Consider the following 17630-nt stretch of genomic DNA (forward strand, 5'->3'; position numbering starts at 1 on the left):
TTGGCGCAGTAATGCCCATTTTGGTACTATCAAAGCCCTTTTCACTACCAAAGAAGTAATTACCTACTATGACTCAAGTCGCGAAGAAAATTCTGGTAACGTGCGCGCTGCCGTACGCCAACGGCTCAATCCACCTCGGCCATATGCTGGAGCACATCCAGGCTGATGTCTGGGTCCGTTACCAGCGAATGCGCGGCCACGAGGTAAACTTCATTTGTGCGGACGACGCCCACGGCACGCCAATCATGCTGAAAGCGCAGCAGCTTGGTATCACGCCGGAGGCGATGATCGGTGAAATGAGTCAGGAGCACCAGACCGATTTTGCCGGGTTCAACATCAGCTACGACAACTATCATTCTACGCACAGCGACGAAAACCGCGAGCTGTCTGAGCTGATTTACGGACGCCTGAAAGAGAACGGCTTTATTAAAAACCGCACCATCTCACAGCTTTACGATCCGGAAAAAGGCATGTTCCTGCCTGACCGTTTTGTGAAGGGCACCTGCCCGAAATGTAAGTCTCCGGATCAGTACGGCGACAACTGTGAAGTGTGCGGCGCGACCTACAGCCCGACCGAGCTGATCGAGCCGAAATCGGTGGTTTCCGGTGCGACGCCCGTCATGCGTGATTCCGAACACTTCTTCTTCGACCTGCCCTCTTTCAGCGAAATGCTGCAAGCCTGGACCCGCAGCGGTGCGCTCCAGGAGCAGGTGGCGAACAAAATGCAGGAGTGGTTTGAATCCGGCCTGCAACAATGGGACATCTCCCGCGACGCACCGTACTTCGGTTTTGAAATTCCAAACGCGCCGGGCAAATATTTCTACGTCTGGCTGGATGCGCCGATCGGCTACATGGGTTCCTTCAAGAACCTGTGCGACAAGCGTGGCGACACCACCAGTTTCAGCGAATACTGGAAGAAAGACTCCACCGCCGAGCTGTATCACTTTATCGGTAAAGACATTGTTTACTTCCATAGCCTGTTCTGGCCAGCGATGCTGGAAGGCAGCAACTTCCGTAAGCCGACCAACCTGTTTGTGCATGGCTATGTGACGGTCAACGGCGCGAAGATGTCCAAGTCTCGCGGCACGTTCATTAAGGCCAGCACCTGGCTGAACCACTTTGACGCGGACAGCCTGCGCTACTACTACACCGCGAAGCTCTCTTCGCGCATCGACGATATCGACCTGAACCTGGAAGATTTTGTCCAGCGTGTAAACGCGGATATCGTGAACAAAGTGGTCAACCTTGCCTCCCGTAACGCAGGTTTTATCAGTAAGCGTTTTGACGGTGTGCTGGCGGCTGAACTGGCTGACCCGGCGCTGTACAAGACCTTTACCGACGCCGCGGCTACCATTGGCGAAGCGTGGGAAAGCCGCGAGTTTGGTAAAGCTATTCGCGAAATCATGGCGCTGGCCGACGTGGCGAACCGCTACGTTGACGAACAGGCTCCATGGGTGGTGGCGAAACAGGAAGGCCGAGACGCCGATCTCCAGGCGATCTGTTCCATGGGCATCAACCTGTTCCGCGTGCTGATGACGTATCTGAAGCCGGTTCTGCCGACGCTTTCCGAACGTGTTGAAGCCTTCCTGAATGCTGAATTACGCTGGGATGCCATCGAACAACCGCTGCTGGGTCACAAGGTCAACACTTTCAAAGCGCTGTATAACCGCATCGATATGAAACAGGTTGAAGCGCTGGTTGAAGCGTCGAAAGAAGAGGTTAAAGCCGCGAGCGCGCCGGTTACCGGCCCGCTGGCAGACGATCCGATTCAGGAAACCATTACCTTTGACGATTTCGCCAAAGTCGACCTGCGCGTGGCGCTGATTGAAAACGCCGAATTCGTCGACGGTTCCGACAAACTGCTGCGCCTGACGCTGGATCTGGGCGGCGAGAAGCGTAACGTCTTCTCTGGCATCCGTTCTGCATACCCGGACCCGCAGGTGTTGATTGGTCGTCACACCGTCATGGTCGCCAACCTCGCGCCGCGTAAAATGCGCTTCGGCATCTCGGAAGGGATGGTGATGGCAGCAGGGCCTGGTGGGAAAGATATCTTCTTATTAACCCCTGACGAAGGCGCGAAGCCGGGTCAGCAGGTGAAATAACAAAAAAGCCGGAGATTATCTCCGGCTTTTTTATGCCTTCTTTGCGTGCTCTCTGGCCGTCAAGCCGCGCAGGAAATAGCGCATGAACTGGTCCCCGCACTCGCGGTAATTTTTGTGGTCCGGCGAGCGCATCATGGCGGTGATTTCTGGCATCGACACGCGGATGGTCTGCTCAGCCATGATCGCCAGAATATCGTCAGTTTTCAGCGAAAACGCGATACGCAGCTTTTTCAGCACCGTATTGTTGTTCACCCGACGTTCAAGCGCCAGCTCAGGCGCAGAGTCATCTTTGCCGCGCTTATCATAGATAAGACCGTTCAGGAAACCAGACAGGATAATATCCGGGCAGCGAACAAAGCCTTCTTCATCTTCTTTGGTCATCCAGAGGTCGAAATTTGCTGATGTGGATTCCATATCAGCCAGTGCAAGAATGCGCACCATATCGTTATTATTTACTTTCAGGGTGTAGCGCAGGCTACGAAGAATATCATTACTAAGCATAGAGCCTTCAACTGTCGGTGATGCAATGGCGCGCAGTGTAGCAGCTTTACAGACCAATCGCCTCTTTCAAACTTTTCAAATAGCGACGGCTGACCGGAACCGTTAAGCCGTTACGCATAATCAACTCCGCCTGACCGTTATCTTCCAGACGAATTTCCTGCAAATGGGCCAAATTGACCAGATACTGCCGGTGACAACGCAGAAGCGGCGTGCGGCTCTCCAGGGTTCTGAGCGTCAGTTCGGTGAAGCCCTCTTTACCCTCGCTGCTGGTCACATAGACGCCACTCATACGGCTACTAACGAAAGCCACATCGTCCATTTGCAACAGGTAAATCCGGCTGTGTCCGGTACAGGGAATGAACTTCAGCCCCTGTTGGTTTTCCGGCAACAGCGAGACATCCTGCTTGCTGCGCTCCTGGCGCAGGCGGCTCAGAGTTTTCTCCAGCCGCGCCTCCTCAATGGGCTTCAGCAGATAATCAAAGGCGTGCTCTTCAAACGCTTTGATGGCGTATTCGTCAAAGGCAGTAAGAAAGACAATATAGGGACGATGTTCCGGATCAAGCATTCCGACCATCTCAAGGCCGCTAATGCGCGGCATCTGGATATCGAGAAACAGCACATCCGGACGCAGTTTATGCACCGCGCCAATCGCCTCAACGGCGTTAGCACACTCCCCTACGATCTCAATATCGCTTTGCTCCTGTAACAGGATCCGCAAATTTTCACGCGCTAACGGCTCATCATCCACAATAAGCACTTTGATCATACGTTCTCCTCCATGGGAAGTCGTAGCGTTATTCGGGTAAAGCAATCGGGTTCACAGACCACGCTGATGCCATAATCATCGCCGAACCGCTCACGCAGGCGTTTATCAACCAGGCTCATGCCTAAGCCGCTGGCATTGTGGGCGGGCTGATATAACCCGGCGTTATCTTCAATATCCAGCATCAGGTGTTGCCCTTCCTGGTGGGCGGTAATCGACACTTCACCGGTACCCAGCAGCTGTGACGTTCCGTGTTTAATGGCATTTTCGACTATTGGCTGGAGCGTAAACGCCGGCAACTGCTGATGCGCTAGCGCGTCCGGTACCGTTAAATTCACCTGCAACCGCGACTGAAATCGCGCCTTCTCAATTTGCAGATAGGCGTTGACGTGCTCAATCTCATCGGCCAGCGTCACAATCTCCGACGGACGCTTCAGGTTCTTGCGAAAGAAGGTTGAAAGGTACTGCACCAGTTGTCCCGCCTGTTCGCTGTCGCGCCGCACCACGGCCTTAATGGTATTGAGCGCATTAAACAGAAAGTGCGGGTTCACCTGCGCGTGCAGCAGCTTGATTTCCGACTGGGTGAGCATCGCTTTCTGGCGCTCATACTGCCCAGCCAGAATTTGTGCCGAAAGTAATTGCGCAATCCCCTCGCCCAAGGTTCTGTTAATAGAGCTGAACAGGCGGTTTTTGGCTTCATACAGTTTGATGGTGCCCATGACACGCTGGTTTTCACCCCGCAGGGGAATGACCAGCGTCGAACCGAGCTTACACTGCGGATGCAGCGAACAGCGGTACGGCACTTCGTTACCGTCGGCGTACACCACCTCGCCCGTCTCGATCGCCCGCAGGGTATAGGAGGAGGAGATCGGCCTGCCCGGCAGATGATGGTCATCGCCAATGCCGGTAAAGGCCAGCAGCTTTTCGCGATCGGTGATCGCCACGGCGCCAATGTCGAGCTCCTTATACAGGACCTGTGCGACCTTCATGCTGTTCACTTCATTGAATCCCTGCCGCAGGATCCCCTCGGTCGAGGCCGCGACCTTCAACGCGGTGGCAGAAAAAGCAGATGTGTACTTTTCGAACATTGCGCGCTTGTCGAGCAAGATACGCATAAAGAGTGCCGCCCCGACGGTATTAGTCACCATCATGGGCGCGGCGATATTACTGACCAGCCGATACGCATCATCGAACGGTCGGGCGATCAGCAAAATGATCAGCATTTGCACCATCTCGGCGACAAACGTAATCGCCCCCGCCGTCAGCGGATTAAAGACTTTGTCGGTACGTCCCCGTCGCGTCAGTACACTATGCACCAGTCCGCCCAACAGTCCTTCGACTATGGTTGAAATCATGCAGCTTAGGGCGGTCATTCCCCCCATTGAGTATCGGTGTAACCCCCCGGTTAAACCGACCAACCCGCCGACGACTGGCCCACCTAACAGCCCGCCCATCACCGCACCAATCGCACGGGTGTTGGCGATGGAATCGTCAATATGCAGGCCAAAATAGGTGCCAAGAATGCAGAAAATGGAAAAGGTGACGTAGCACAGGAGCTTGTGAGGTAACCGGACGGTCACTTGCATTAAAGGTATGAATAAGCGCGTTTTGCTCATCAGCCATGCGATCACCAAAAACACGCACATCTGCTGAAGCAGCAGCAACACCAGATTAAACTCGTACATACCCGTAGACCACACTTCAATTAAGTCGGCGTAACATACATCGCCTGTATTTTTCTTTCTTTGAACTGCTGCAAAAAAAGATGAATTCGTGAGGGCGATCACTCAAAAATCACCGCGCGCCCACAATATCACCCTTCTCCTGATTAAAAAACAGACAAAACTACCTGGTTCGAAAAAGAGCGACTAAAGTTAAAATGGGGCTTCGCGAGCAGGGATAAAAAGATGGCGCTTTACACCATAGGTGAAGTGGCTTTGCTTTGTGATATTAACCCTGTCACGCTTCGCGCGTGGCAGCGGCGTTATGGATTATTGAAACCACAGCGAACGGACGGTGGTCACCGCCTGTTTAACGATTCGGATATCGACAGGATCCGCGAGATCAAGCGCTGGATCGAAAACGGTGTACAGGTCAGTAAAGTCAAAATATTGCTGAGCAATGATAACCCGGACCTGCATAACGGTTGGCGGGAACAGCAGGAAACCCTGCTGCATTTCCTGCAAAACAACAATCTTCACAGCCTCAGAAGCTGGCTTAAAGAACGCGGTCAGGATTACCCGGCGCAAACGCTGACTACCCACCTGTTTATTCCGTTACGCAGACGCTTACAGTGCCAGCAGCCCACCCTACAGGCGCTGTTAGGCATTCTTGACGGCGTATTAATTAACTACATTGCAATTTGCCTCGCCTCGGCGCGCAAGAAGCAGGGAAAAGATGCGCTGGTGGTGGGCTGGAATATTCATGACACCACCCGTTTATGGCTCGAGGGATGGGTCGCCAGCCAGCAAGGTTGGCGCGTTGATGTGATGGCGCATTCGCTTAACCAGTTCCGCCCGGAATTGTTCGAAGGGCGAACGTTACTGGTGTGGTGCGGCGAGAATCAGACGCCGGCGCAACAGCAGCAGCTTACGACCTGGCGCGCTGAAGGGCGCGATATTTTCCCGCTGGGCATTTAAAGATTCATTAACAGCAGCGCTTCTCTGTATAATCTCCCTGTTAACATAAGGAGCACATAATGAGCGCAGCGAAAATCGGTGTGATTACCCTGTTTGTATTGATGGCCATCGGCGGCATTGGCGGTGTGATGCTCGCAGGCTATACCTTCATTTTGCGTGCCGGATAAAATACCCGGCCAGGCGTTCGAACAGGCGGTCAACGACGATCGCCGCCAGCGCCACCAGTACAGCCCCCTGGATCACATAGGCGGTATTAAACCCGCTCAGCCCGATAATAATCGGTGTCCCGAGGGTACTGGCCCCCACTGTTGACGCAATGGTGGCGGTGCCGATATTAATAATCACCGAGGTGCGGATCCCCGCGAGTATTACCGGTGCCGCCAGCGGCAGTTCAACACTTCGCAGTCGCTGTCCATGACTCATTCCCATGCCGCTGGCGACCTCTTTCACGCCGGGTGAAATCGCCCCTAACCCCGCCAGCGTGGCCTGAAGAATCGGCAATATGCCGTACAGGAGCAGCGCGATAATAGCCGGCTGAGAGCCAAACCCCATTACCGGTACCGCAATGGCCAGCACAGCGACGGGCGGAAAAGTTTGTCCCACGGCGGCAATCGTCTCCACCAGCGGTCGAAACTCCGTCCCCCAGGGGCGCGTCACCACGATCCCCGCGCCGACTCCAATCACCACGGCGATCAGACTCGATACGCCAACCAACCAAAAATGGGCAATCGCGAGCCTGATAAAACTCTCTTGCTGATAGACCGGGCGCGGCAGATCGGGAAACAGGCTGGCAAAAAGCGCCTGACTGTGGGGTAAGCCCAGCAAAATCAGCAGGAAAAATACTATCAGCCAGAGTAGCGGATCACGCAGTCGTTTCATGCGCCAGCGCCTCCGCCAGAAGATCCTGAAAATGCAGCGTGCCGCAGGCTTCCCCTTGTTTATTCGCCACCGGTAATACGTTGCAGCCACGTGCCACAAAAACCGACAGCGCATCGCGTAGTGTCATCTCCTCCAGCAGGGCTTCGCCTTCAATTCGCTCATCGCGCCGTACATAGTCTGCGACGCTTCGCAGCGAAAGCAGTCGCACGCCAAGTTCGCTACGACCAAAAAATTGCTGTACAAAGTCATTCGCTGGCGCGGTCAGCATTTGAAGCGGCGTTCCCTGCTGAATGACCTTTCCCCCGTCCATCAGCACCAGATGCTCCGCAAGACGTAGCGCCTCGTCGATGTCGTGCGTCACCAGCACGATTGTGCGACCAAGCAGTCGATGGATGCGGGTCATCTCCTGTTGTAACGCCCCCCGCGTGACGGGGTCCAGCGCACCAAACGGTTCATCCATGAGCAGCACCTGCGGATCGGCAGCAAGCGCACGCGCCACGCCTACCCGCTGCTGCTGCCCACCGGAAAGCTGGTGTGGATAACGTTCACGCTGCCCAGGCTCCAGCCCCAACAACGCCATTAATTCATCCACCCGTTCATCGATTTTTGTCCGCGACCACTTCAGCAGCTTCGGTACGGTGGCGATGTTTTGCGCTACCGTCCAGTGAGGAAACAGGCCAATCGACTGAATGGCGTACCCCATTCGGCGGCGAAGTTCCAGCACCGGCAGGCTACGGATCTCCTCTCCGGCGAAGCGGATCGTGCCGCTGTCATGTTCAACCAGGCGGTTAATCATTTTCAGCGTCGTGGATTTCCCCGAGCCGGAGGTGCCTATCAGCACCGAAAAACTCCCTTCTTTGAGGTTCAGATTGAGATCGTCTACCGCCCTCTGCGCACCAAAGGTTTTACTCACCTGGCGAAATTCAATCATGGTTAGTCACCTTTAGTAGTGCAATCACTAAGTCAAAGAGCGCATCAATCAGCACCGCCAGCACGATCACCGGTATCACGCCCAGCAGAACTAAATCTAAAGCGCTACTGAGTAAGCCCTGAAAAACCAGTGCGCCAAAGCCGCCAGCCCCGATAAGCGCCGCAATCACCGCCATGCCGACCGTTTGTACCATCACCACCCGCAGGCTGCGCAGGAAGACGGGCAGCGCCAGCGGGAGCTGAACATGGAGAAAACGCTGAGCGGTACTCATGCCCATTGCTCTGGCGCTTTCCAGAACGTCACGCGGGACCTGATTAAGTCCGGCGACCACGCCACGTACCAGGGGCAAAAGCGCGTAAAGGACCAGGGCGATGAGCGCTGGCGTCATCCCCGTTCCGGCCACGCCAAATGAGCTTAACCATGGAAAAGCCTTCACCAGTCCGGCAAGAGGGGCGATTAACAGGCCAAACAGCGCCACCGAAGGTATGGTTTGGATCACATTCAGCAGGGTAAACACGGGACCTTGTCGCGACGTTGAGAAATAACACCAGATGCCGAGCGGTACGCCTATCGCCAGCGCCGGCACAACGGTGCCAAACAGCAGCCTGAGATGCTGCGCCAGCGCATCGTCAAAGACGTCCTGACGGTTGGCATATTCTTTGAGCAACGAAAGATCGTCGAAATTACCGGCGGAAAGGAGCAGCAGAGGAACAATGGCAATCTGAATATGCAACAGCCAGCGCCACAGCGGATGACCAGTGATACGACGTATCGCGTCGCTACAGGCGAGCAGCGCCAGCGCCAGACCAAGCCACAGGCCGCTGCCCAGACTGGTTCGCGCTAGAGGCGTCGAAGAAACAGCCAAATCTGTCGCCGCCTTGCCTGCCCCCCAGAGCATCAGTATCACCAATAACTCTGCCAGAAGGAGCGTACAGACTGCGCCCTTTTTCCCGGGCACAAAGCACAGGGTTAACAAGGCGCAACCCGCCCCCGTTAACACCCACACCGCTTGCGGCCAGATCGCCCAAAGTTGACGCCCCTCACCCGAGATCAGCCGGTTGGGGGCAAAGTTCACAAAGGGTAACGCCACTGCGACTGCTGTCAGAAGAAAGAGCAGCAGCAGAACGCGATTAACACTCACATTCGACACGTCACTTCGCCTTATTTCATCCTTTTATTTCACCCATCCTTTTTGCTTCAGATAGTCAGCGGCGACTTTTTTGGCATCCAGTCCCTCAACGGCAATACTGGCATTAAGCTGTTGCAGCGTTTTTTCATCGAGGCTGGCAAACACCGGCTGTAGCCACTCCGCCATCTGCGGATACTCTTTTAACACGGCTTCGCGCACCACCGGTGCGGGTGCATAAATCGGCTGAACACCCTTCGGGTCGCTCAGAGTTTGCAGGCCCAACGCGGCAACCGGGCCGTCCGTTCCGTAAGCCATCGCCGCATTTACACCGGACGTTTGCTGCGCCGCCGCCTTAATGGTGACCGCAGTATCGCCCCCCGCGAGCGACAGGAGCTGATCCTGGCTGAGTTTGAAATCATAAGCTTTTTCAAAGGCCGGCAACGCGTCAGCGCGCTCGATAAACTCCGCCGAAGCGGCCAGTTTGAAGCTGCCACCCGCTTTCAAATACGGGCCTAGATCGGCCAGTGAGGTCAGCTTATTTTTTTCGGCGACATCGCTACGCACCGCAATAGTCCAGGTGTTATTGGCAGGCGCAGGGGTCAGCCAGACCAGTTTGTTCTGTTCTGCGTCGAGTTTCTTGACCTTTTCAAAGCCCTGCTGCGCGTTCTTCCACGCCGGGTCGTTTTCCTCTTTGAAAAAGAAAGCGCCGTTGCCGGTGTATTCCGGATAAATATCCAGCTCACCAGAGGTAATCGCGCCGCGGACCACTGGCGTGGTGCCAAGCTGAACTTTATTGACCGTTTTGACGCCGTGGCTTTCCAGAACCTGCAAAATGATGTTACCGAGCAGCGCACCCTCGGTGTCGATTTTCGAACCGACTTTCACCGGCGACGCTGCCTGCAGGGGAAAGCTCGCCGCCGCAAGCAGCGCCAGTGAACCTGCCCAGATTTTTGAGACTGTCATATGCTTTCCTCATTATTTTGCCGACTTTATCAGCAACTTGAGAAAAAAGCATAGACGAAATGTATACATTTAACCTGCCATTTCAGTTTTTTCGCGGCAGTTGTAACGGGACGGTCAATAGACTGGCAGCAAAATAGAGCATCGCGATGACCCACAGCGTCCCCTCCACGCCCAGTGGCGCAACGCAGACGGTGACGATCATCGGCCCGACAAAATTGCTCACATGGAGAGAAATTTTACCCACTTTCCTGATGGCGCTACGCTTATCAGGCCTACATCGATCGGTAGGCCTGATAAGGCGCAGCCGCCATCCGGCAGTCAACAATTACAGTAGCTCAAACGTCCCCTGCTTCACGCGGGCAGAATCGACGCCAATGAAGACGTTGAACTTGCCGGGTTCAGCATCGAACTTCATCTTCTGATTCCAGAATTTCAGCGCTTCAACGTCAATCGGGAAACTGACAGTCTGCGTTTCACCCGGCTTCAGGTTGACCTTTTTGAAACCCTTCAGCTCTTTCACCGGACGGCTCATGGAGGCCGTGACATCCTGCACGTACAGTTGAATCACCGTCTCGCCGGCGCGCTTGCCTGTGTTGGTCACGTCTACACTTGCCGTCACGCTACCGACACGCTTCATGGTTGGCGCAGACAGCGTCACGTCAGAAACGTTAAACGTGGTGTAGCTTAAGCCATAGCCAAACGGATACAGCGGACCATTGGCTTCGTCAAAATAGCGCGAGGTGTACTTGTTCGGCTTGTCGGCATTGTACGGACGGCCCGTATTGAGATGGCTGTAGTACACCGGGATCTGCCCGACCGAGCGCGGGAAGGACATCGGCAGTTTGCCTGACGGGTTGTAGTCGCCAAACAGCACATCAGCAATGGCGTTACCGCCTTCCGTACCGGCGAACCAGGTTTCAAGAATCGCATCGGCCTGCTGATCTTCTTTCACCAGCGCCAGCGGACGTCCGTTCATCAGCACCAGCACCAGCGGCTTGCCGGTCGCCTTCAGCGCCGCAATCAGATCGCGCTGGCTTTGTGGCAAGGTAATGTCGGTACGGCTGGAGGCTTCGTGTGCCATACCCTGGGCCTCGCCCACTACGGCAACCACCACGTCAGACTGCTTCGCCGCGTTTACCGCTTCATCAATCATCTCTTTAGCCGAACGCGGATCGACCTTCACCGCTTCTTCGTACTGATTGAGGAAGGTGACAATGTCTTTATCATTGGTGACGTTTGCGCCTTTGGCGTAAACCACCTTACCGTTGGCTCCGAGGGCATTTTTAATGCCGGTCAGCACGGTCACGGACTGATCGGCAACGCCCGCCGCCGACCAGCTTCCCATCACGTCACGCTTGCTGTCGGCTAGCGGGCCAACGACGGCAAGGGTGCCGGACTTCTTCAGCGGAAGTGTTTCCAGGCGATTTTTCAGCAGCACGAGGCTTTCACGCGCCACGTCACGCGCTTCTTTACGATGCAGACGACTTTCGGCGTTGGTGTCCACCGGATCAGAGTCCTTCGGCCCCAGGTGGCTGTACGGATCGTTAAACAATCCCATGTCATATTTCACGTTCAGCACGTGACGCGCGGCATCGTCCAGTTCCGCCATCGTCACCTTGCCGCTCTTCACCAGTCCCGGCAGGTATTTGCTGTAATACTCGTCGCTCATACTCATGTTGATGCCGGACTTGAGCGCCACGCGCACTGCGTCTTCCGGGTCGGCGGCGGTGCCGTGTTTGATCAGCTCTTTGATTGCACCGTGGTCAGAAACGGTGATGCCTTTAAAGCCCCATTCGTCGCGCAGGACCTCTTTCAGCAGCCACGAATCTGAGGTTGCCGGAGTGCCGTTCAGGGAGTTCAACGCGACCATTACCGCGCCGCTGCCCGCATCCAGACCCGCTTTGTACGGCGGCATATAGTCGTTAAACAGGCGCTGGGGGCTCATATCCACGGTGTTGTACTCTTTCCCGCCTTCCACCGCGCCATAGGCCGCGAAGTGCTTGACGCTGGTCATGACCGAGTAGCGATCCGCCGGGCTTTTACCCTGCATCGCTTCCACCATGGTTTTCCCCATCGTGGCCGTTAAAAACGTATCTTCACCGAAACCTTCCGACGCACGTCCCCAGCGCGGATCGCGCGAGACGTCGACCATTGGCGCCCAGGTCATGTTCAGGCCATCGTCTGCCGCTTCATACGCGGAAATGCGCCCGACGGTTTTCACGGCTTCAAGGTTAAAAGACGATGCCAGACCGAGGCTAATCGGGAAAACGGTACGCTGGCCGTGCAGCACATCATAGGCAAAAAAGAGAGGAATTTTCAGGCGGCTGAGTTCCATCACCTGATCCTGCATTTTGCGGATATCCTGACGTGTGACGGTATTAAAAATTGCCCCGACCTGCCCGTCTTTGATCATCTCGCGGATCGCCTCTTTCGGGTTATCCGGACCCACGCTGATTAAGCGCAGCTGACCAATCTTTTCGTCAACGGTCATTTTCGTGAGCAACTGGGTGACAAAAGCATCCCGTGCTTCCGGCGTCAGCGGGTGATCGCCAAACAAATCCTCTGCCAGAGCAGGTTGCAGCGCCAGGCTGACGGCGACAGCTACAGAACAAAGCCATTTCATGTCGTATTACTCTCTCATCAAAAACCGATGGACGATCTCGGCCAAACCGAGTGAAAAGCGCAGTGTGCCATAAACCCTCTGTCCCTTGCAGGGTTATTCTCTGATTTTTCTCATGAATACTAACCCGCTTAACAGTTAATCGCGCTATGCTTTACAGCGAGAAATTTGCCCCACCACAAGGAGTGGAAGATGTCTTCTGTTCGAACTGATGATAACAATAGATTAATTAACGAACTGTCGCGCCTGGTTGGTCACTCTCACCTGCTGACCGATCCGGCGAAAACCGCCCGCTATCGCAAGGGCTTTCGTTCCGGTCAGGGCGACGCGCTGGCGGTGGTGTTTCCCGGTTCGCTGCTGGAACTCTGGCGCGTGCTGAATGCCTGTGTCAACGCCGATAAAATCATTCTGATGCAGGCCGCTAACACCGGACTCACTGAAGGCTCAACGCCAAACGGCAATGACTACGATCGTGATATCGTCATTATCAGCACCCTGCGTCTCGATAAATTGCACGTGCTGGGCAATGGCGAACAGGTGCTGGCCTACCCCGGCACCACGCTGTACGCACTGGAAAAAGCACTGAAACCGCTGGGGCGTGAACCGCACTCGGTGATTGGCTCTTCCTGCATTGGCGCATCAGTCATTGGTGGGATCTGCAACAACTCCGGCGGTTCGCTAGTGCAGCGCGGTCCGGCTTACACTGAAATGTCGCTGTTCGCCCGCATCGATGAAAACGGCAAACTGACGCTGGTTAACCATCTGGGCATCGATCTGGGGCAGACGCCGGAGCAGATCCTGAGCCAGCTTGATGACGAACGCATTAAAGAAGAAAACGTGCGTTACGACGGACGCCACGCACACGATCATGACTATGTGACTCGCGTGCGCGACATCGATGCCGACACCCCTGCTCGCTATAACGCCGACCCGGATCGCCTGTTTGAATCCTCCGGCTGTGCCGGGAAACTTGCAGTATTTGCCGTGCGTCTGGATACCTTTGTCGCAGAAAAGAATCAGCAGGTCTTTTACATCGGCACGAATCAACCTGATGTGTTGACCGAAATTCGCCGTCACATTCTGGCTAATTTCGAGAATCTGCCGGTCGCCGGAGAATATATGCACCGCGACATTTACGACATCGCGGAACAGTATGGCAAAGATACCTTCCTGATGATCGACAAGCTCGGCACCGACAAAATGCCGTTCTTCTTTACCCTGAAAGGTCGTACTGACGCGATGCTGGAGAAGGTGAAATTCTTCCGACCGCACTTTACCGACCGCGCGATGCAAAAGTTTGGTCATCTGTTCCCCAGCCATTTGCCGCCGCGCATGAAAAGCTGGCGCGATAAATACGAACATCATCTGCTGTTAAAAATGGCGGGCGATGGCGTTGCCGAAGCGCAAAACTGGCTGACGGAATTCTTTAAAACCGTCGAGGGTGATTTCTTTGCCTGTACGCCAGAAGAAGGCAGCAAAGCGTTTCTGCACCGTTTCGCCGCGGCCGGTGCGGCCATTCGCTATCAGGCTGTCCATGCCGACGAGGTTGAAGATATTCTGGCTCTGGACATTGCCCTGCGTCGCAACGATACCGAATGGTTTGAACATCTGCCGCCGGAGATCGACAGCCAACTGGTGCATAAGCTCTATTACGGCCACTTTATGTGCTACGTCTTTCATCAGGATTACATCGTGAAAAAAGGGGTGGATGCGCATGCACTGAAAGCGCAGATGCTGGAGCTCCTGCGTCAGCGCGGCGCGCAGTACCCGGCGGAACACAACGTGGGACATCTCTACGAAGCCCCTGAGGCATTAGCCCGTTTTTATCGCGAAAATGACCCGACCAACAGTATGAATCCCGGTATTGGCAAGACCAGTAAGCAGAAATTCTGGAAAGCGCCCGCTGCAGAGAAAAGTCAGGAAGTCGGAAACGGCTGAACGCTGGATTTCTGTGAAATATCGTGCAAAAGTAATGACATGTGCCGGAGTTTTAACTCCGGCTTTTTATCGCTAAGGTGAGAGCCATGTCCGCTGCCGATACGTTAACCGACAATGATATTGTAGTGCGGGACGCACTCCCTGATGACGTAGAAGCGATTTCTTCTCTGTATGCCTGGCACGTGTTGAACGGTCGTGCCTCATTTGAAGAAACGCCTCCCACGGTGGAAGAAATGCGTCAGCGCATGCGCAAGGTCGCGCAATTTGGACTTCCGTGGCTGGTGGCGCTCTATCGCGGGGTGATTGTGGGCTACTGCTATGCGACGCAGTATCGTCCTCGCCCGGCCTACCGTTTTACCCTCGAAGAGTCGATTTACGTCGACGCCAGCATGACCGGCCACGGCATCGGCAGCAAGCTGATGCAAACGTTGTTGACGCGTTGTGAAGAAGGGCCGTGGCGGCAGATGGTGGCGGTAATAGGCGATGGTCACAACAATCCCGGCTCGCTGCGCTTACACAAAAAGTTTGGCTTTGAAATTGCCGGGCAGTTACGTAGCGTGGGCTATAAAAAAGGCGACTGGCGGGATACGTTGATCATGCAGCGCCCCCTCAATGATGGCGACTGGACGCTGCCTGAGTAGTCGAAAAGCCCGACAGGCACAGCGCCATCGGGCAAATCACGCCTGCCGGATGGCGGCGTAACGCCTTATCCGGCCTACGCGCACATCTCACAGGCTTTTTTAGGCGATTAATCGTTTTGCGCCATCTGTGCCGCTTTCTGCTTTTTGTAACTCAACGCCGCGGCCGGCACCGGCATCACTTTCCCGGTTTCAATCCAGGTGCGTAACCGGCTGGCATCGGCAAAGTGAGTGTATTTCCCAAAGGCATCCATCACCACCAGCGCCACCGGTTTGCCATTGATCACCGTGCGCATCACCAGACAATGCCCGGCCGCGTTGGTAAAACCGGTTTTGGTGAGCTGAATATTCCAGTTATCGCGATACACCAGATGGTTGGTATTGCGGAACGGCAGCGTGTAGGCCGGATTCGCAAACGTCGCCATATCTTCACGCGTGGTGCTCAACTGGCCGATCAGCGGATACTGTTTGCTGGCAATCAGCAGTTTGGTGAGATCACGTGCAGTTGAAACGTTGTGAATCGACAATCCGGTCGGCTCGACAAAACGCGTCTGGGTCATCCCCAGGGCTTTAGCCTTCGCATTCATGGCCTTAATAAAGGCGTTATAGCCGCCGGGATAATGATGCGCCAGACTCGCCGCCGCGCGGTTTTCCGACGACATAAGCGCCAGCAGCAGCATATTCTTACGACTGATTTCACTGTTCAGGCGCACACGAGAATAGATCCCTTTCATCTCTGGCGTCTGGCTGATATCTACTTTCAGCTTTTCATCCAGCGGCAGTCGTGCATCAAGCACCACCATCGCCGTCATTAATTTGGTTATCGACGCAATCGGACGCACCAGATCCGGATGGTTGGAATAGATCACCTTATTGGTGTTCAGATCGACAATCATCGCACTGCCGGAGGCAATTTCGGGTTGCGCTGCCGAAGCAGTTGTCGTCGTTTTTGTCGCCGCCTGCGGCGCAAAAGGCACAGCCAGCAGAAGCGCCAGGCTTAACATTGAAACTCGGAATTTCAGCATGATGAGATTTCAGAAAATGATTCACGCGTGCGGGAACACGCACCGCCAGAGTAAGAAATTACTCAAGCTAGCGAAAGAATCATAACGAGCTAACGAGTTCGCCGCCAGAGGAGAATCGTCAGGAAATGCTGCATTGCCGGATTTTACACCAGCAATGCAGCGCAAGCGTCAGAACAGGCGGTATCCATAACCCCAGAGAATAACAGTGAGTGCCAGCAGCACTTCCAGTACCAGCACGCCTATTGCCAGCGTCGAACTGGAAAAGCTCAGCCCCTCCTCTTTATTGATATTCAGGAACGTTGGGATCCCCAGATAGAGCAGATAGCCGGTATAAAACAGCGCAACGGTCCCCACAAAAGCGCACAGCCAGACCAGTGGGTAGAGTGCAACCAACCCGCTAAGGAACAGCGGTGTCGCCACATATCCAGCAAAAACCATACAGTGCGTCAATGACGGACGCTGCGGATAATGACGCGCCATCCACCAGATCACCCGCCCCATCACCGCCACACCGGTCAACATGACCGCATAGAAGAGAATCGCCAGCGCAAATCCGGTCAACAAAGACAGCTTCAGCACGTTGCCGTCGCCAAAATTCCAGCCGATTTGGGTGGTACCGATAAAGGCGCAAATCACCGGAATAGCCGCCATTAATAGCACATGGTGGGTATAGTGGTGCGAAACCGTTTCGTTTTCGCTCTTAATCACCTGCATTTCACGATCGGGATGGGAAAAAAGCCCCCAGACATGGTTCATACCGCCCCCTTGTAGTCAGATCCGGACCTTAACACTTCAAGTATAATGCAGCCTGACGATTATTTTCTGTACAGTAGAATAAACACCGCGAAGTGCCGCCTTTTCTGCCGACAGTGATTTATAAGGTGTATGCTTAAGTTTATGGAGGGCATCCTGTCGTATGGATATCAACAGTCTTATAGCGCACTACGGTTACGCCGCGCTGGTCATCGGAAGCATGGCTGAAGGCGAAACGGTTACGCTGCTGGGCGGTATTGCCGCTCATCAGGGTTTGCTTAGGTTTCCGCTGGTTGTAGCTGCCGTCGCATTAGGCGGTATGATTGGCGATCAGCTTTTGTATCTGCTGGGGCAACGTTACGGGGGTAAACTTCTGCAACGCTTTTCCCGCCATCAGGACCAAATCGGGCGGGCGCAGAAAATGATCCAACGCCACCCGTATCTGTTCGTGATTGGCACCCGTTTTATGTATGGCTTTCGGGTGATTGGCCCTTTGCTGATTGGCGCCAGCCACCTGCCGCCGAAGATCTTCTTTCCGCTGAATATCCTCGGCGCCCTGATCTGGGCGCTGCTCTTTACTACGCTAGGGTACGCCGGCGGCGAGATGATCGCCCCCTGGCTGGAGAGCCTCGATCAGCACCTCCGACATGGGTTCTGGCTGATTCTGGTGCTTGTGCTTGTGGTCGGCGCGCGCTGGTGGCTGAAGCGGCGCCGCCATAAAGAGGCAGATAAGGCGTAGCCGGAAGGGC

At 54.9% G+C, this 17630-nt stretch carries 17 protein-coding genes; 6 read left to right on the forward strand and 11 right to left on the reverse strand.

Annotated elements, in window-relative coordinates; all coding sequences use genetic code 11:
- Nucleotides 1–68 precede the first annotated feature (68 nt).
- Nucleotides 69–2102: a methionine--tRNA ligase gene (gene metG, locus HVY19_RS12990; protein ID WP_181680993.1), complete on the forward strand. Its 2034-nt coding sequence runs from the start codon at nucleotides 69–71 to the stop codon at nucleotides 2100–2102.
- Between the two features lie 30 nt (nucleotides 2103–2132).
- On the opposite strand, the gene HVY19_RS12995 is transcribed toward metG, so the two are convergent.
- Genes HVY19_RS12995 through HVY19_RS13005 form a run of 3 tightly spaced genes read right to left on the reverse strand, consistent with a single transcriptional unit; the run spans nucleotide 2133 to nucleotide 5051 of the window.
- Nucleotides 2133–2603 (reverse strand): DUF1456 family protein, encoded by a 471-nt coding sequence (locus tag HVY19_RS12995; protein ID WP_181680994.1) that lies wholly within the window; start codon nucleotides 2601–2603, stop codon nucleotides 2133–2135.
- Between the two features lie 46 nt (nucleotides 2604–2649).
- On the reverse strand, nucleotides 2650–3369 hold the full coding sequence (gene btsR / locus HVY19_RS13000) for a two-component system response regulator BtsR (RefSeq protein WP_181680995.1): 720 nt from the start codon (nucleotides 3367–3369) through the stop codon (nucleotides 2650–2652).
- Nucleotides 3366–5051, reverse strand: coding sequence for a sensor histidine kinase (locus HVY19_RS13005; RefSeq protein WP_181680996.1), 1686 nt, complete (start codon nucleotides 5049–5051; stop codon nucleotides 3366–3368). Before HVY19_RS13005 ends, btsR begins: the two co-directional genes overlap by 4 nt.
- Nucleotides 5052–5273: 222 nt before the next feature.
- Here HVY19_RS13005 and mlrA point away from each other — a divergent pair, with 222 nt between their 5' ends.
- Complete coding sequence (gene mlrA / locus HVY19_RS13010; protein WP_181680997.1) at nucleotides 5274–6005, forward strand: HTH-type transcriptional regulator MlrA; 732 nt, start codon at nucleotides 5274–5276, stop codon at nucleotides 6003–6005.
- A gap of 59 nt (nucleotides 6006–6064) precedes the next feature.
- A complete protein-coding gene (locus tag HVY19_RS13015) occupies nucleotides 6065–6172 on the forward strand; it encodes a protein YohO (protein ID WP_181680998.1) in 108 nt (35 codons plus the stop codon).
- Here the strand turns inward: HVY19_RS13015 and HVY19_RS13020 are convergent.
- The 6 genes from HVY19_RS13020 to bglX form a co-directional block, all read right to left on the reverse strand.
- A complete protein-coding gene (locus tag HVY19_RS13020; RefSeq protein WP_181680999.1) occupies nucleotides 6153–6884 on the reverse strand; it encodes an ABC transporter permease in 732 nt (243 codons plus the stop codon). The genes HVY19_RS13015 and HVY19_RS13020 overlap by 20 nt on opposite strands.
- The gene (locus HVY19_RS13025; protein WP_181681000.1) at nucleotides 6868–7815 is read right to left on the reverse strand and encodes an ABC transporter ATP-binding protein; all 948 of its coding nucleotides are present in this window, start codon (nucleotides 7813–7815) and stop codon (nucleotides 6868–6870) included. The genes HVY19_RS13020 and HVY19_RS13025 overlap by 17 nt, the downstream gene beginning before the upstream one ends.
- Complete coding sequence (locus HVY19_RS13030) at nucleotides 7808–8965, reverse strand: ABC transporter permease (protein ID WP_181681001.1); 1158 nt, start codon at nucleotides 8963–8965, stop codon at nucleotides 7808–7810. The genes HVY19_RS13025 and HVY19_RS13030 overlap by 8 nt, the downstream gene beginning before the upstream one ends.
- Before the next feature lie 24 nt (nucleotides 8966–8989).
- A complete protein-coding gene (locus HVY19_RS13035; RefSeq protein ID WP_181681002.1) occupies nucleotides 8990–9907 on the reverse strand; it encodes an ABC transporter substrate-binding protein in 918 nt (305 codons plus the stop codon).
- 82 nt (nucleotides 9908–9989) lie between these two features.
- Nucleotides 9990–10151 carry a hypothetical protein gene (locus HVY19_RS13040; protein WP_249419080.1) on the reverse strand — a complete coding sequence of 54 codons (162 nt, stop codon included), beginning with the start codon at nucleotides 10149–10151 and terminating at the stop codon, nucleotides 9990–9992.
- An 81-nt stretch (nucleotides 10152–10232) separates the two neighbouring features.
- The gene (gene bglX / locus HVY19_RS13045; RefSeq protein ID WP_181681003.1) at nucleotides 10233–12530 is read right to left on the reverse strand and encodes a beta-glucosidase BglX; all 2298 of its coding nucleotides are present in this window, start codon (nucleotides 12528–12530) and stop codon (nucleotides 10233–10235) included.
- Nucleotides 12531–12719: 189 nt separating this feature from the next.
- Between bglX and dld the strand changes: the two genes are divergently transcribed.
- Nucleotides 12720–14465: a D-lactate dehydrogenase gene (dld, locus tag HVY19_RS13050; RefSeq protein ID WP_181681004.1), complete on the forward strand. Its 1746-nt coding sequence runs from the start codon at nucleotides 12720–12722 to the stop codon at nucleotides 14463–14465.
- An 86-nt stretch (nucleotides 14466–14551) separates the two neighbouring features.
- Nucleotides 14552–15106 carry a GNAT family N-acetyltransferase gene (locus HVY19_RS13055; RefSeq protein ID WP_181681005.1) on the forward strand — a complete coding sequence of 185 codons (555 nt, stop codon included), beginning with the start codon at nucleotides 14552–14554 and terminating at the stop codon, nucleotides 15104–15106.
- Nucleotides 15107–15213: 107 nt separating this feature from the next.
- On the opposite strand, the gene pbpG is transcribed toward HVY19_RS13055, so the two are convergent.
- Together pbpG and HVY19_RS13065 are read right to left on the reverse strand one after the other, a co-directional pair.
- Nucleotides 15214–16128 carry a D-alanyl-D-alanine endopeptidase gene (gene pbpG, locus HVY19_RS13060; RefSeq protein ID WP_181681006.1) on the reverse strand — a complete coding sequence of 305 codons (915 nt, stop codon included), beginning with the start codon at nucleotides 16126–16128 and terminating at the stop codon, nucleotides 15214–15216.
- 168 nt (nucleotides 16129–16296) lie between these two features.
- Entirely contained in the window at nucleotides 16297–16884 is a 588-nt protein-coding gene (locus tag HVY19_RS13065; RefSeq protein ID WP_181681007.1) for a Yip1 family protein, read from the reverse strand.
- Nucleotides 16885–17044: 160 nt separating this feature from the next.
- Here HVY19_RS13065 and HVY19_RS13070 point away from each other — a divergent pair, with 160 nt between their 5' ends.
- Nucleotides 17045–17620 carry a DedA family protein gene (locus HVY19_RS13070; RefSeq protein ID WP_181681008.1) on the forward strand — a complete coding sequence of 192 codons (576 nt, stop codon included), beginning with the start codon at nucleotides 17045–17047 and terminating at the stop codon, nucleotides 17618–17620.
- The last annotated feature ends 10 nt before the right edge of the window (nucleotides 17621–17630 follow it).

This window comes from Citrobacter sp. RHB25-C09, from assembly GCF_013836145.1.
In the GTDB taxonomy this organism is placed as follows: Bacteria; Pseudomonadota; Gammaproteobacteria; order Enterobacterales; family Enterobacteriaceae; genus Citrobacter_A.

What these genes read in the sequence shown, in the direction of transcription:
- pbpG (WP_181681006.1), bottom strand. Translation starts at nt 16,128, where the DNA reads ATGCTGAAATTCCGAGTTTCAATGTTAAGCCTGGCGCTTCTGCTGGCT.
- mlrA (WP_181680997.1), top strand. Translation starts at nt 5,274, where the DNA reads ATGGCGCTTTACACCATAGGTGAAGTGGCTTTGCTTTGTGATATTAAC.
- bglX (WP_181681003.1), bottom strand. Translation starts at nt 12,530, where the DNA reads ATGAAATGGCTTTGTTCTGTAGCTGTCGCCGTCAGCCTGGCGCTGCAA.
- HVY19_RS13070 (WP_181681008.1), top strand. Translation starts at nt 17,045, where the DNA reads ATGGATATCAACAGTCTTATAGCGCACTACGGTTACGCCGCGCTGGTC.
- HVY19_RS13025 (WP_181681000.1), bottom strand. Translation starts at nt 7,815, where the DNA reads ATGATTGAATTTCGCCAGGTGAGTAAAACCTTTGGTGCGCAGAGGGCG.
- HVY19_RS12995 (WP_181680994.1), bottom strand. Translation starts at nt 2,603, where the DNA reads ATGCTTAGTAATGATATTCTTCGTAGCCTGCGCTACACCCTGAAAGTA.
- HVY19_RS13055 (WP_181681005.1), top strand. Translation starts at nt 14,552, where the DNA reads ATGTCCGCTGCCGATACGTTAACCGACAATGATATTGTAGTGCGGGAC.
- HVY19_RS13035 (WP_181681002.1), bottom strand. Translation starts at nt 9,907, where the DNA reads ATGACAGTCTCAAAAATCTGGGCAGGTTCACTGGCGCTGCTTGCGGCG.
- btsR (WP_181680995.1), bottom strand. Translation starts at nt 3,369, where the DNA reads ATGATCAAAGTGCTTATTGTGGATGATGAGCCGTTAGCGCGTGAAAAT.
- metG (WP_181680993.1), top strand. Translation starts at nt 69, where the DNA reads ATGACTCAAGTCGCGAAGAAAATTCTGGTAACGTGCGCGCTGCCGTAC.
- dld (WP_181681004.1), top strand. Translation starts at nt 12,720, where the DNA reads ATGTCTTCTGTTCGAACTGATGATAACAATAGATTAATTAACGAACTG.
- HVY19_RS13005 (WP_181680996.1), bottom strand. Translation starts at nt 5,051, where the DNA reads ATGTACGAGTTTAATCTGGTGTTGCTGCTGCTTCAGCAGATGTGCGTG.
- HVY19_RS13020 (WP_181680999.1), bottom strand. Translation starts at nt 6,884, where the DNA reads ATGAAACGACTGCGTGATCCGCTACTCTGGCTGATAGTATTTTTCCTG.
- HVY19_RS13015 (WP_181680998.1), top strand. Translation starts at nt 6,065, where the DNA reads ATGAGCGCAGCGAAAATCGGTGTGATTACCCTGTTTGTATTGATGGCC.
- HVY19_RS13065 (WP_181681007.1), bottom strand. Translation starts at nt 16,884, where the DNA reads ATGAACCATGTCTGGGGGCTTTTTTCCCATCCCGATCGTGAAATGCAG.